Genomic DNA, 14,499 nt, shown 5'->3' on the forward strand with positions numbered 1-14,499 from the left:
TCACGAATGCTCGGAAACGAAGTCGCCGACGAGGCGATTGAACTCGGCGAACTGCTCGACCATCGGCATGTGACCTGCGCCGGATAGCGTCACCACCTTCCAATCGGGCGGCAGGAGGGCGAGATCAGGCAAGCCGACGACCTGGTCGCTCTCACCGAGCAGTAGAAGCACGGGCGGCAGCGCGACCGTTCCAGCTGACGGATATGCTGCCACGCCTGCGAGAAGTCCGTTGCGGATCGTTCCGAGAGCTTCCTCCACGCCATCGATGCGCTTGTAGCGCGCCATGTTTTCTACCATCTCGGCGCTCGCGCGGGCCGGATTATGGAAAAGCAGCTCCAGCCAGGGCCGAATTTCACGTGCCCGCTGGGCGTCCACCATTCCATCGAGGAACTCGCGGTTCAGGCGACCGCCGGGCAGCCCTGCGGGCGCAACGAGGACGAGCGAGATGACGCGCTCCGGATGCAGCTGCGCCAGTCGCAGGACCACAGCCCCGCCGAGGGAATGGCCCACGAGATGGGCGCTGCCGATACCGAGCGCGTCGAGGGCGCCGCTGATAGCTTTTGCAAGGGTGTCGACTGATCCATCGCCCACATCTTTCGTAGAGCCTCCGTGACCGGGTAGATCGATCGCGATCACCCGTGCCCGCTGGCGGAGCTCGACGATGTTAAGCGCCCAACTGTCCGCGTCGCCAGAAAAGCCGTGCACGAGGACTACCGAGGGCCCCGCAGCACCTGCGGCGACCGTATTGATCTCAAGCGAGCCGACCGCGACTGTCTCGCGCTCCAGCGCTGGACCACTGGCGGCGTCTGCCTCACCTGACACAAAAGAGGCCTGGAATTCGGAGATAAAGGCGTCGATGGCCGCATCGTCCACATCCGCTTCGGCGGCGACGGCGAGCAGGCCGCCAACGGTCACCGTTTCACCTTTCGCGACGACCAGGCGGCGCAGCAGGCCCGAGGTGGGCGCCTCGAATACATTGGTGATCTTTGTAGTTTCGATCTCGGCGAGCTCATCGCCTTCGACGAACCGTTGCCCCTCGGACTTGGACCAGGAGACCAGCACCCCCTCATCCATCGAAAGCCCCCATTTTGGCATCCGGATCGCCACGATTTCAGGCGCACGTCGAGACATCCACGCCATCTCCTTTAACTTGGATTTACAAAGTACTGATAAGGCCATGGCGGGAGTCTCGATCTCATGTCGAACCACTTGTCCCGCCACCCCGCCCCTATGACCACCGAGAAACGCGCTCGCCGCCATCAAGGTCCGGATCTAGATGGAGCCCCTCTTCCAACTGCACGCCGAAGGTATTGAGGATCATCGAGAGCTGGGCGTAAAAGGCGGCCGTATAGACCACATCCATGCATTGTATCTCCGAGTAGTGCCCGCGAAGCTCCGCCCAAGTGACGTTGGAGATAAAGTAATCGCGGTGGAGCTCGTCTACAGCCTGGATCAATACGGCTTCGGCGGAACTCCAGCCAGCCCCCGCGCCCTGCTTGATGCGGACTATCTCGTCCTCGCTAAGCCCTGCGCGCACAGCCACGATAGCATGATGCGCCCACTCGTAACCGGATTTGCAGAGAAAGCCGGTGCGAAGAATCACAATCTCCTTAGCCCTAGGAGGAAGATCGATCAGGCGCGAAAGGAAGTAGCTGACCCAGGGGGTAAGACGACTGAGCGCCTCCGGCTTTTGAGCGAGGGTGCGGACAATATTGCCCGGATTCCCCCAGAAGTATGGCTCCAACGCCTTGGCCTGATCCGCCGTAAGCTCCGCGTCAGATAGCGGCGGGATTCGCGGTACACTGAGTCTCACTGACTTACCCCCGTCCGGAATTTCTGCCTTGCACTATGGATATTCAATCTACTCAACCCACTGCGCCTCACCGAGAGCTCCCTAATCCCTGCCCAGAAGTGCGCCGCTCTTGGCTGCAACGACTCCGCTGACATTCCCTTTTTTGAAGCGGAACGCCGTACTGACTCCGTCAGCGAAAATGCCCTGGATCGGCCGGAGGATATATCAGCGCCCAAAGCTTAAGCGGGGCGAAAATCGCCTCCGCTGTGCAGAACTACTGCAAAAATCACCAACCCAGTACGAATTTCGGCGCGCTAGCGATCGCCCAAGATCTTGCCAGATTTGTCGAAACTAGGCGAGGCAACTGGATACGGTGAGCACGACATTCCCCGCTCCCTCGGCCTTATCACCCGTGCAGCCCGGACCAGCAGCCGTGGCACTGACGCCGAATTGCTTAGACTAGTTTCTGTCGCGAAAGCATTTCGCCCTTCAAAACTTAAGTTATCGCGCGATTTTTGTGCACGTTCTTTGTTGTACCGTACATGTGCATAGTAGCACATTCTTCATATAAGTATTTTGATGCAGAATCGCCCTTCGGATGTTGCGCGCGGGCTGCGAAGCGAATCGACGAGTGAGCCGGTCCCGGTTGTCTGAACAGAATCTCCACGCCCATAAGTGGAGGGTCTGCCGGGGTTAGGCCGCCATGCGGAGTGGCAGCGGGTGTAGGCTTGATCCGGTATGCCGCCGTCAAGGCTCGAATGTGGCCGGCGGCGATTGTAAAAGTGAGATAGCGTCCGATTGAGTTACGTGCCTCGCGGACGCTGTTAGGCGCGTGATGTCTATCCCATCCAGAAGAACCCGACCGCTGTCCGACATCTCGAAACCCTGCGATCATCGTTAAAGTTGTTGTCTTTCCCGATCCGCTCGGTCCCAGCAACGAGATGAACTCGCCAAAGATCCGCAGCGAGGCAACCCGGATCGGCCCGATGTTACGCCAGCTGGTCGACCGGATCATCGAGGATCGGCCGCGTCCCGAACAGGGCTATCGTCCGTGCCGGGGTATCATCCGGCTTGAGAAGCGCTTGGCGCCGAGCGTCTCGAGGCGGCTGCCCTGCGCGCGCTCGAGATCCAGGCGCGCAACTACCCAAGCATCAAATCGATTCTCGAGAAGGGGCTCGATCGCGTTCCAACGCCCGCGTCCTCCGAGCGCGAGCCGATCATACACACCAACATCAGAGGCTCGGACTATTGCCACTAGAAGGGAAGAAAATGCTGACACACCCCACACTAGACTTGCTTACCGGGCTCTCGGTCTTACCGGCATGGCCGCAGCGTTCAGGAGCCTCGCCGACAACGAGGAGGTCCAGGGTCTCGCTCATGCCGAATGGCTGGCGTTGCTGCTCGACCATGAAGCGACTTGGCGTAATAACCGGCGCCTGACGCTCCGTCTTCGCAAGGTAAGGCTGCGTCATCATGCGGCGCCCGAGGATATCGACTACTGCGCCCCCGTGGGCTCGACCGCCGCATGTTCGACATGCTGCGCAAGGGAGACTGGATCAAGAACTATGAGAATTGCGCCATCGTAGGGCCAACCGGCGTCGGGAAAAGCTGGCTTGGCTGTGCGCTCGGCCACAGGGCCTGCCGGGAACAACTCTGTGCTTTACACCCGGCTGCCGCGGTTGATCGAAGAACTGGACCTTGCCCGGGGCGATGGTCGACTCGCTTCGCGGATGAAGAGTATCGCCGCCGTCGACCTCCTAATTTTGGACGATTGGGGTCTCCAAGCCATCGACGCCAATGCCCGTTATTATCTGCTCGAAATCCTCGAAGACCGCTACGGCCGTCGATCAACACTCGTCACCGGCCAGCTTCCAACTGCCAAATGGCATGAGCTCATAAATGACCCAACTTACGCTGATGCCATACTTGATCGCCTGCTTCACAACGCCCACAGACTCGAACTGAACGATGACTCGTCGCCCGTCCGTTGTTGCTCGGCCTTGATTGCATCGTCGGCCGATGAAGACGGAGACTGCAGCCCGCGAAGCTGACCGGCCGCTACGGCACTGTTGGGGGTGCGCGTCCGGTCAGGTTCGATCCGTCGAGCGACACCATCAAACATGTGACGTGATCTCCTCGGCAGCCGCTTGACCATGGGCTAACGATGGTGCCAATTAACGATCGGGTGCTTCACCTGCGCGCGATCATTCGAATCCGCATGCCGGCGCGGCCATATCATCCGCGCGACAAAGCCAAGGTCGAAGTTGGCGTCCAAATTGTCGGGTGATGGATTCTGGCGCGTCTGCGCAACCGCCGCTTCTTCTTGCTCGCCGCTCTCGCTCGTTGTCGAGCTGAACGATCGACCTCTCCAGTGCTGGGGGCGAAGTCGGCGCGAGCTGTTCGAAGAGCTCGATCACCCGGCGCTGATCCCCTTGCCGGATGAGCCGTAGGAGTACGCCGAGTGGAAGCGCTGCCGGGTCAGTCTCGATTATCACGTCGAGATCACCAAGCATTACTACAGCGTCCCTCAAACCTCGTGCATCAGAAGGTCGAGGCTCGCATCACCCAAAACCGTCGAGATATTGCTCCCGCCGCAAGCGGGTGGCGTCACATCTGCGCAGCACCCTGCCGCATCGTCCGACCACGATTCCCGAACATATGCCGAGCTCACATCGCCGCTCCCGTGACTGGACCCATGAGCGCATTCGTTCCGAAGCCGCCAAGGTCGGTCCCGACGTCGAGGCGCTGATGGAGTCATCCTGCGGTCGCGGCCGCATCCGGAATAGGGCTTCCGCTCGGCTATCGGCATTCTCGGGCAGGTCAAGCGCTATGGCCAGGAATGCGGCGACGCTGCCTGCGCACGGGCGCTCCTGCTCAACGCCCGTTCGTACAAATAGGTCGCCGCCATCCTCAAAAACGGCACTGATAGAACCGCTCCTCCCGCCGAGGAGGCGCCCATCCTCTGCCCCGCACTTACTACAATTGATCAGGAGAGATCAGCAAGCTTATTCATCCGATCGTCGATCGCTTGCGCGCCCTCGGCCTTGCCGCCATGGCCGACAGTTTCGTCGTACTGCAGAACAATCCCGAGGCGACCAAGATGTCGCACGCGGATTGGCTCGAGCTCTTGTCATCGCGAGGTCACTGCGCGCGACAACCGCCGCCTTACGCCGCTTGAGTAGCGCCTAGCTCCGTCAGGCGGCCGCCATCGAGAACGTCGGCCATCGTGCCGCCCCGCGGTCTCGACCGTCGCTTTTCCAGACCCTCGCCACCTGCCAATGGATCCGCGATGCTAACCACCTGGTCATCACCGGCCCAACCGGTACCGGCAAGTCCTGGGCTTGCTTGTGCGCTCGGCAACAAAGCCTGCCGCGACGGCTTCTCTGTGCTCTATAAGCGGGCACCCCGCCTGTTCGCAGATCTCGCCAGGCGCGCCGCGAAGGCCGTCTGGCGCGCCTTATCGCGGCCCTGGAGCGCGTCGATCTCCTAATCCTCGAGGACTGCGAACCGCTCACCGCCGACCAGGACCGTGATCTGCTTGAGATCGTCCATGATCGCTGCTAGAAGGGATCTTGTTGATCACAAGTCAGGTTCCCGTGTCGCAATGGCACGACGTCATTGCCGATCCCACCCTTCGATGCGATATTGGACCGCATCATTCAGAATGCCCACCGCATCGAGGTCAACGGCGACAGCCTGCCGTTAGGCGGCGAAAAGAAAAATCATGATCGCCTCGCGCCCGATGGCCCGCCGGCCCACAGACCCCTCGCGCGTGCGTCGCTCTATCGCTCGTGGGGGCACTCCGCGCCGCGCACGGGCCCTCCCATGAACCGCCGGAACGATCTTCAGACCAATCGCCAACCTTCACCGGGAGAAAATTCCCAGCAAACTTAAAATCCGACAGTCGTGTTCGTCTCCAGTGATCACGACCATCTGGAATCCGCGCTCACCATAGTCTGGAACACCTGACGAGCGGCGTGCCAGCGATGGTGACCCCAAGCTCGCCCATGTCGATGAAGTCGGACAGGCCGACCTGGCCCACTTCGTGGGTATGGCGGAAGATGACCTCCTGCTCCTCGCCCTGGATCGCCCGCCAGGCGCGGATCCGGCGCTCCAGGGTACGACTGATGCCGGCGCCGAGGTCAGGATGGCGTTGGAGCATCTCCTCGAATATCGCCACGGGCCGCACGCCGGGGGCGGCGCTTCAGCATCGGCACAATCTCTGTCTCAAACACGGTGGCCAAGGGGTCCGGGCGGCGGCGGTCGCTGGCTTCCTTCTTCCGCGATGGAAGGCAGGGATCCTTCTGGATCCGATAGGCGGTCGACGTACTGAACGACGCCTTTAGCGGCCGCAGGCGGGGTATCGGTCTGACGGTACTTCATGTAGGCCTCATCTGGTGATTGGTATTGTGTCCGGCAAGCGAGTGATCCCTCTTGGCGGACGAACCACTTGCACAACCAGCCGGCGCGGTCCTCCATAGGATCGCACCAACGCCGGGCTCGTGACTCCGATCGGGCTACGCTCTCCCTACGTCACGATCCCGGCGAAGCTCTCCCATCCCGGTTGACGCTCCCCTTGCATCTGTTTGCCGCGCGGCAGCAGTCACCAAAATGCTGACCTCCAGCGTGTGACGCAACACGGCAGGGGTATCGGCGATGCGCAGGAGATTGGCCAGCGTCCAGTTTGGCATCCAAATGAAAGCAACACAAGCCCACCAGCGGAACGACAAAGAGCTCCGTGAGGAAGATGCTTCCGGGCAGTAGCAGCCAGGAACATGTGTGAGCCCGGCCGATGGCCGAGCCTGCAAGGACTCCGTCCGGCCGTTGATCGCGATCGAGCTCATCTCGCCCGCCATGCTAGCCAACGCTCCTGGAGGTGATCTGCATTGGTCTTGCCGTCCGGACGCTTCGCCATGTACCAGGCAATGTCGCCCCGAGTTGCCTTCGCCGCGTTGTCGGGGTTTATGCTGATCAGCGGAAGTAGGTCAGCTGGGAGGTACCTGAGCTGGTTTATATTCGGGCCGGGATAGCCGACCCCCTGCGTAAAAGCTGCCGCATTTTCGGCCCGATTTACAAATGCGATGAACTTCTGCGCATTTGCGCTGTTCGGACCACCTTTAAGAACTGTCCAGTAGTTCTCGCCAATATTGGCGCCGTCCCATACCATGTGAATAGGCATCCCCTGCTTGATGGCCGCGATTGCACGACCATCGTAGGCACTCGTCAGCGCATATTCACGGTTGATGAGCAGCTGTATGGGTTCACCTCCCGCCGTCCACCACTTGGTAATGTGTGGCCTGATCTCGTCGAGCTTCTTCAGCGCCCGGTCGACCTTATCATCAGTTAGCGGCCAGAGATCTTTGTATGCGACACCATCGGCCATTAACGCAAACAGCATGCTACGATAACCAAGGCTAGCATCGAGCCCCCTCGGTCCTGGAAACTCGTTGACATTCCAGAAGTCGGCCCAGTTCTTTGGGCCACTCTTCGGGAAAGCGCGCTCATCATAAACCAGCATAGTCGCATTTTGGTACGCAAGGACAGCATCAATAAGGCGAGCAGATTCTGGTACACCTTTCAGCGCTTCGTCGTCCCACAGGCTGTATTCGATGGGCATAAACATGCCAGTCCCATGCAGCTCGGAGTAGCCGCCAGAAGTCACAAAGGCAACGTCCCAATCGACGCGCCTAGCTTCGTTCATCGCCTTGATCTGCGGCTCAGCAAGGTCGGCTGTCACATCGACAACCCGTATGCCAGTCGCCCGGGTGAAAGGATCAAAGACATACTTACGCGAGTTTTCCGTGAACGAGCCACCGTAACTGTAAACTACCACTTCGCCACTGCCGGCGAGTTTTTCCCGCGCAAAGGCGACAGTGGCTTTGGCAACGAATGGCACGCTTAGCAAGGCCGCCATTGATTTCAGGAGCGAGCGTCGGTTCACGGGACGATATTTATAATTGCGAGAATCCTGCTCAGACATGAATTTTCCCATATTCGAAGTGGCACATGGTTTTATGTGGTCCAATGGGTGCCATTAGCTTGGAGTTAAAGGGTATCGGACCAATTGAGCCGAATTTCACCAATTGTCGGCGGTGGCTCGACGAAATTCCGCATCACATCCGGTCCGCAGACGATTTTGGGTACTGCATCCAGCTTGGCAACAACGTGAGGGGCAGTAGACAACTCGCCAGACCATCACCACCGCTTCGGTTTGGCATTCTTGAAGGGGCCGCCCGGAGGAGCGCGACATCTCGGTGGAACGCACACTCATCCTGCTTGCCGCGCGGCAGAGGGTCGGGCTTGCAGTGCCTGGCGCTTCGAAACGTAGCTGATCAGTATGGGTAAGTTGAGGGACAGAGGGCCAGATCTTTCGTTACGGACAAAGCGCTGGCCGAGGGCTCTGGCGAATGGGATGACTTCGAGATTCCCAACACCTTCGTTCCGGTAGGGACGCCTGTTCCGCGGAAGGCGGATCTGAGTTGGGTTAAGATTGGTTCATGCGGCGCGCATCTCTACCTGGAATTCAGTGCCATCGGTCCAAATGACATGGAGGACAGCCATTTTGCGAGCGAGGCAACCCTCGCCTTTTGGCGCCGATGCGTTTGGCCAGCTTGCAGCCCCAAGCTTGAGCGCAGAACCTCGCTTGACAACGGTCAGAGGGACGTTCGCGGCTAAGTTCGAAGCTGTTGGTTGCCGCGCTTGTAGATGCGGCCAGTGCGATCGACCTCACCGGGTTTATAACGTCTCGGCGTCACACCGAGATAGGCGCGAACCTCGGCGGATGTCTGAAGCGATCGAGGTTGTGGATGGTAACAACGAAGGCTACAGCGGCCAGGGGAGCGATACGGCGAACGGTCACATTCGCCGAAACGTTTGGTCGCTTCTCGCCATCGCAAGGAGTGGTCGATCAAGTTTTTCAATTTGTTCGATCAAACAGGACTTAGCAAGCAGTAGCGACGCAAAAATATCTTACAAATCCGGCGCTTCGGCGGGCACGGCGTTGACATTGCGAGCCAGGTTGGTCGAACCGGCCGGGAATGTTCGGTTCATGCGTTCGACTTGACCGTTGGTCCAGGGGTGGTTGGGCTTGGTGAGGCGACGATCGAGTTGCGGGCGCTGGCCACGACGAAAGCATGCACCCAGAAGAACTCCTTCCGCTCGATCTTTTCCTTGATGTCAGCCGCGGTCCAACTGTCGCCGGCCGGATCGGTGAAGTGAGTGCCATTGCCCGTGAGGACGGTGTGAACCTTATAAGGCACGGCCTTGATGAGATTCTGCAAGAAGTCGGCGGCGACGCGCCTGGTGGCTTTCTCGTGCAACTCTGTGTAGGCGAACTTCGAGGTGCGTCGATAGCGACGAGAAGATAGAGCCGGCCTTCGGCGGTGCGGTCCTCAGCTATGTCGATGTGGAAGTAGCCGATTGGGTAGATCTTGAACTTGGGTTTGATGCCTCTGCCAACTTTCACGTCCGGCGGCCGCGAAATGCCGGGGCGCTGAAGACTGTGAAGCGATGAGCGGGTCAGGTGCGGGATCATGGCCGAGAGCGTAGAGACAGGCGTCGAGCGGCAACAGGGTATGCTTGCGAAAGGCCACGATGATGGCCTCGTCCTCTACCGATAGAGAGGTGGACTTTGGCTCCTTGGATCCTGTCTTCAGATCAGTGACGGAGCCTCTTCCACTTGGCGACCGTTTTAGGATTGATCCCATAGCGCTTAGCCAGCGCTCTTAGGCTCTCTTGACTATTTTGTACTGCTCGACGGACCGCCTCCGTCGTGGTGGCGCAGCCGTGTAAAATTGTCCCATAGCGCTTCCTTCGAATCGTGCGATAAGGATGCACCATCAAAGCCTGGGACTAAACATTTTTAGAGGCACGAAGTAGTGGCCTCCCAGACCCTGGTACCACGCTGTCCGTGCAATGGGAGAAGCAACGCTGGAAAGCGGTCTAAGTCCATCTGCGTTCGACTATGTTCGCAGCTCCCGACCAACACAGATATCTCTGTAGGGTTCAGTCCGGTGTCCAATCGCGGTTTGAAATAAAAATTGAGAGCCTCAAGGTTCTGCAAGTCTCGCACTAAGCGATCGCGCAACGGGCTTGGTGCTGAGTTTGTGAGATATCTTTCGAATGCTCACCGCTCTTTCCACACAGGCTTTCGCTTTTCGGGCAAAAGCACTAAGTCCTTCGATCAGGTCATGCGAGTTGAGCGCCCTCTGGGCGATCGCTGTTTGTTCGACCCAGAGGTTGTCATGCTGTCCGACATGATCTCCTTGCTAGCCGCCAATGCCAAGGGGCCCATTCTCCAGGAATTCATGGCCAACTTTACTGCTTCTTCCAGTGCCCACCCGGGCTCCACGAGGCGGTTGACAAGACCGAAGCGTCCTAACCACGCCGCTTCCTTGTAGGTAACGGTCAACACCAGCTCTATAGCCAGATGATGAGGCATACGGCGAGGCAGCCGGACACGAGCACTGCTCGCCAGCAGGTTATGGCGGACTTCTGGGCCACCCAGTTTAGCATTGCGCGCGGCAACGATCAGGTCGCACGATAGGCAAGTCTCGAGCCGCCGGCTACGGCGTAACGTTCGACAGCCGCAATCGGCTGCTTGCGTGCAGGACGGCTCATAATGCTTCCGCGGGCTGCGGCGGGGGTACACCGAGCTCGGCTATTTCCTTGAGATCGGGGCCGGCTGAGAAATTGCCGCCCGCACCGATGATGACACCGAGGAAACAAGCCGTCATCCCCATCGAGAAGGTCCATTGCCGCGTTCATGACATTTGAGGTCGTCGAAAGCGTTCGTGGGTTCCGGCCGATTGATAGTAATGATCAGGACGGAGTCACGCCGCTTGGTCAGTACGCATCCGACGGGGGCCGTCTTGCGTGGCGGATGGTAATTCGCGAAGCGTGTGACCTTAAGTCTAGCTTTAAGGTCATCAGGCGATGCGGGTCGAGGTTTTGGGCGGGTTGGAGCGGCGGCGGCGGTGGTCGCAGGACGATAAGGCGCGGATTGTCGAGGAGACGTTGGCGCCGGGCGCAAAGGTGACTGAGGTTGCGCGTCGCAACGGAGTAGCGGCCAGCCTGGTGTTTACCTGGCGTCGACAAGCACGGACATCGGAACAAGTTGTACGATCTTTTACGCCGGTGCAGCTCGCCGCCGTAGCGGCATCGGCTGAGGAAACTCCGAAGTTGTTGCCTACGGTTGATGGCCGAGTTCGCTCCGTGGCAGCCGCGCGTACTGGATTGATAGAGATCGATCTCGGCAACCGACGGTGCATCCGGGTGGATGCGCACGTCGATCCGGAAGTGCTGGCGCGGGTCCTCGATGTGCTTGGACGCCGATGATTGCTATACCGGGGAATGTGCGAGTGTGGCTCGCGACAGGCTACACGGATATGCGCAGAGGCTTTCCGTCGCTGGCACTCCAAATGCAGGAGGTGCTGCACAAACACCCGCTCAGCGGTCATCTGTTCGTCTTCCGCGGTCGCCGCAGCGGCCTTGTGAAGGCGATCTGGCACGATGGCCAGGGAGCCTGCTTGTTCACAAAAAGACTCGAGAGAGGAAAGTTCATCCGGCGATCGGCCGGCGAATCGGTAACGATTTCGCCAGCGCAGTTGAGCTATTTGCTGTCCGGGATCGATTGGCGTGCCCCTCAAGAAACCCATCGGCCGACACGGTCGGATAGCCGCTTTTACGGTTTGAATCTGCTGCTTGATCTGAATCAATGGCTTCATGATATTGAAGCCGGACGATCTTCCATCGGATCTTTTAAGTGCCTACAGGGCGCTGCTGGCCGAGCGTGAGGCGTTGCAGGTTGAACGCGATGTGGCCGGCGGATGCCGCCAACGCGCGGGCGGCGCTGTCGGACAACGAGGCGCTGATCGCGCATCTCGAGCTGCGGATCGAGAAGCTCAAACGCGAACTGTACGGGCAGCGCTCTGAGCGCACGGCGCGGCTGATCGAGCAGCTGGAATTGAAGCTCGAAGAACTCGTTACCACGGCGAGCGAGGATGAGCTTGCCGCGCAGGCCGCAGCGGCGAAGACGCAGAACGTCCGCCCCTTCATGCGCAAGCGGCCGGTTCGCAAGCCATGGCCGGACGACATCGAACGCGAGCGCGTCGTCATTGAGGCTCCAACGACCTGTGCCTGCTGCGGTGGATCGCGGCTGGCGAAGATCGGTGAGGATGTGACCAAGACGCTGGAGGAGATCCCGCGCCGCTTCAAGCTGATCGAGACGGTACGCGAGAAGTTCACCTGCCGCGATTGCGAGAAGATCAGCCAGCCGCCGCGCCGTTCCACGCGACGCCGCGCGGCTTCATCGGTCCGCAATTGCTGGCGACGATCCTGTTCGACAAATTCGGCAAGCATATCCCGCTCAACGGCCAGAGTGTGCGTTTTAGGGCCGAGAGGATCGACCTGCCGTTGTCGGCGCTGGCTGACCAGGTCGGCCACGGAACCTTCGCCGTCATGCCGCTGTTCCAGCTGATCGAGCGTCATGTACTCGCGGCCGAGCGCCTTCATGGCGACGACACCACCATCCGCATCCTGGCCAAGAGCAAGTGCACGACCGGCCGGATCTGGACCGATGTACGTGACGATCTGCCCTACGGTGGGGCCTGCGCCGCCGGCGGCGATCTATTACGCCTCGGCGACCGACGGGGCGAGCATCCCCAGAAGCATCTGACCGCCTTCGCCGGCATTCTGCAGGCGGATTGCTATAGCGGCTTCGAGCCGTTGTTCGACCCGCAAAAGAATGCGATGCCGATCACGCCGGCATTTTGCCTGGCCCATGCGCGGCGGGGCTTCTTCGAGCTGGCCGACATCGAGAGAAATACCAGGGAAGGCCGCAAGGGCAAACCGGTCTCCCCGATCGCACTGGAGGCCCTCAGACGCCTCGATGCGCTGTTCGAGATCGAGCGCGCCATCAACGGCCACAGCGCGGACAAGCGGCGTGCAGTGCGCCAGAAGCAGAGCAGCCGCTGCTCGACGACATGCACGACTGGCTGCTCCGCGAGCGAGAAACCCTCTCGCGCTCCTCCGAGGTCCCGAAGCCTATGAATTGCATGCTCAGGCGCTGGGAGGGCTTCGCTCGCTTCCTCGACGACGGCAGGATCTGCTTGACCACGGATGGTGTTGAGAAGTCCTTACCTTCAGTTCGTAGCAACTTTTTTGGTTTTTCCTTCCAGGCAGCCACCATGCGTTCGTAGGCCTGCTCGACGCGTGCGACGTAACCAGCTTCCCGTTCGCGGATTTCCTTGATCAATAGTCCCGGCCCGGGCCAGCCTTGCCGTAGGCACGGGGAGCCCCAGCCTTCAGAGCCACCTTCCGGAGTTTCATCGCCGTGAACGCTGGCCGCGCGTAAGCGTAGTCCTTCCCGGTCGTCAGGACGTGCCAGATCATGACTGCGAGCTTGCGCGCCGTCGCGACGGCTGCGACCCCGGCCCCGTGCTTTTTCTGCGTGCGGCTGAAGAATGCTCGCAACGGACCCGGCGCCGCCTTGGCTGACCACGTCGCCTCAACCAGCATCTTGCGGGCGTCACGGTTGCCCTGCTTCGAGATCCGGCCATGCCGTGCCGGGTGCTCGCCTGACTGCCGAGCCCGCGGAGTCAACCCGAAATAGCTGCTGAGCTTATCCGGCGACGGGAAGCGTGCGATGTCGCCGATGGAGGCCAGTACACTCGAGGCGACAACCGAACTCACGCCGGGGATCGTGATCAGCTTGAGAGCCCGTGGATCGTCCAGAGCCTGCTGGGTCACGACTTTGTCGATCTCCGACAGTTGCTTCGTCACGCGTTCGAGTTCCGCGATCAGACGCCGGAGCATTGCACGCTCCTCCGATGGAAGAGGCAGACTGTCCAGCCAATGCTGTCCGCGCTTGCCGAAGAGATAGCCTTTGTAGGGCGGGATGAGGTTGGCATGCAGGATAGCCATCATGCGTCCTTAATACCGGATGATCTGCGCCAAGACGCCAGCGCGCTCGGCCATCTGGCGCCGGCGGCTGTAGGTGTCCTCGTCAGCAACCCAGACCTCCGGCAAAAAGCCGGCAGCATGCAACTTTGTCAGGGTCCCAGCATCGACCTTGTCCGTTTTGACCCGCGCACAGGCGATCGCCCGAACGAGCCTCGGATTGGCGACCGCGACGCGCTTAACGTGCGGGCGCAGAATACGTTCGACCGCCGCGCTGTTGCCCGTCAACCTCGATGACCACCTCATCCTCGAGGCTGAGTGTCTTGGCAAAGGCGACAAGCCGATCGTGGACGAGATCTACGCGGAGCTGTCGGATTATTGTTCCGTCCTCCAGGACCGCCACCTGGGCGAACGATCGGTGGATGTCCATGCCGACGATTTGCATGCTTGGTTCTCCTTTGTCTCAGGAGCCAGTGGCTTGCACGACATCTACGGATCCGCGCTCGCAGCGCAGCCGGGCAAGTCGTAGGGGGCGGCCGAGTAACAAAGCGAGCTCACAGCTCATGGTCATGGCGGCCTGCCACCGTTTCGTGCTCCAGCGCCCCTATCCCGGCTTCGACAGACTAATCCGGACGACCAGTCCTCTCCACCGGGTTTGAGCGCTGAAAACATCATGCCCTTTAATAATGTGATGGAGCATTCATGACTGGCAATGGGCCGCCGTGACAATCAGCGGGCAATGCAGAAGCTACCGGAGCAGAAGATGGCTGCCGAACACGATGACGTGCCTCTCAATGCTATCCGGGCGT

Annotated in this window: 5 protein-coding genes and 8 pseudogenes; 5 read left to right on the top strand and 8 right to left on the bottom strand. The window is 60.1% G+C overall.

Annotation, left to right across the window (positions count from 1 at the left end):
- The 4 genes and pseudogenes from I6F16_RS36195 to I6F16_RS38330 form a co-directional block, all read right to left on the bottom strand.
- A complete protein-coding gene (locus I6F16_RS36195; RefSeq protein ID WP_225174615.1) occupies window positions 1-1,131 on the bottom strand; it encodes an acetoin dehydrogenase dihydrolipoyllysine-residue acetyltransferase subunit in 1,131 nt (376 codons plus the stop codon).
- Window positions 1,132-1,228: 97 nt separating this feature from the next.
- The gene (locus I6F16_RS36200; protein ID WP_225174616.1) at window positions 1,229-1,813 is read right to left on the bottom strand and encodes a carboxymuconolactone decarboxylase family protein; all 585 of its coding nucleotides are present in this window, start codon (window positions 1,811-1,813) and stop codon (window positions 1,229-1,231) included.
- 672 nt (window positions 1,814-2,485) lie between these two features.
- Window positions 2,486-2,624: pseudogene (locus I6F16_RS36205) on the bottom strand (integrase core domain-containing protein); the annotation flags it as partial.
- Window positions 2,625-2,666: 42 nt separating this feature from the next.
- Window positions 2,667-2,807 (bottom strand): annotated as a pseudogene (locus I6F16_RS38330) (ATP-binding cassette domain-containing protein); the annotation flags it as partial.
- A 254-nt stretch (window positions 2,808-3,061) separates the two neighbouring features.
- Here I6F16_RS38330 and istB point away from each other — a divergent pair.
- Both istB and I6F16_RS36220 read left to right on the top strand, forming a co-directional pair.
- Window positions 3,062-3,843: pseudogene (gene istB, locus I6F16_RS36215) on the top strand (IS21-like element helper ATPase IstB).
- A 1,001-nt stretch (window positions 3,844-4,844) separates the two neighbouring features.
- Window positions 4,845-5,491 (top strand): annotated as a pseudogene (locus I6F16_RS36220) (ATP-binding protein); the annotation flags it as partial.
- Between the two features lie 271 nt (window positions 5,492-5,762).
- Here the strand turns inward: I6F16_RS36220 and I6F16_RS36225 are convergent.
- From I6F16_RS36225 to I6F16_RS36240, 3 genes and pseudogenes are all read right to left on the bottom strand, one after another.
- Window positions 5,763-6,248, bottom strand: a pseudogene (locus I6F16_RS36225) (IS21 family transposase); the annotation flags it as partial.
- A gap of 384 nt (window positions 6,249-6,632) precedes the next feature.
- Entirely contained in the window at window positions 6,633-7,772 is a 1,140-nt protein-coding gene (locus I6F16_RS36230) for an ABC transporter substrate-binding protein (protein ID WP_225174617.1), read from the bottom strand.
- A gap of 1,058 nt (window positions 7,773-8,830) precedes the next feature.
- Window positions 8,831-9,631 (bottom strand): annotated as a pseudogene (locus I6F16_RS36240) (DDE-type integrase/transposase/recombinase); the annotation flags it as partial.
- Between the two features lie 1,095 nt (window positions 9,632-10,726).
- Between I6F16_RS36240 and I6F16_RS36250 the strand changes: the two are divergent.
- The 3 genes and pseudogenes from I6F16_RS36250 to I6F16_RS36260 form a co-directional block, all read left to right on the top strand.
- The gene (locus tag I6F16_RS36250; RefSeq protein WP_225174619.1) at window positions 10,727-11,128 is read left to right on the top strand and encodes a transposase; all 402 of its coding nucleotides are present in this window, start codon (window positions 10,727-10,729) and stop codon (window positions 11,126-11,128) included.
- A complete protein-coding gene (gene tnpB, locus I6F16_RS36255) occupies window positions 11,125-11,586 on the top strand; it encodes an IS66 family insertion sequence element accessory protein TnpB (protein WP_346656629.1) in 462 nt (153 codons plus the stop codon). The genes I6F16_RS36250 and tnpB overlap by 4 nt, the downstream gene beginning before the upstream one ends.
- A pseudogene (locus tag I6F16_RS36260) lies at window positions 11,516-12,939 on the top strand (IS66 family transposase); the annotation flags it as partial. The gene tnpB and the pseudogene I6F16_RS36260, both read left to right, overlap by 71 nt.
- Before the next feature lie 8 nt (window positions 12,940-12,947).
- Here I6F16_RS36260 and I6F16_RS36265 read toward each other — a convergent pair.
- A pseudogene (locus I6F16_RS36265) lies at window positions 12,948-14,120 on the bottom strand (IS110 family transposase); the annotation flags it as partial.
- Window positions 14,121-14,499: the final 379 nt, after the last annotated feature.

Origin of the sequence: Bradyrhizobium sp. IC4060 (assembly GCF_020193715.1) — a bacterium.
In the GTDB taxonomy this organism is placed as follows: domain Bacteria; phylum Pseudomonadota; class Alphaproteobacteria; order Rhizobiales; family Xanthobacteraceae; genus Bradyrhizobium; species Bradyrhizobium yuanmingense.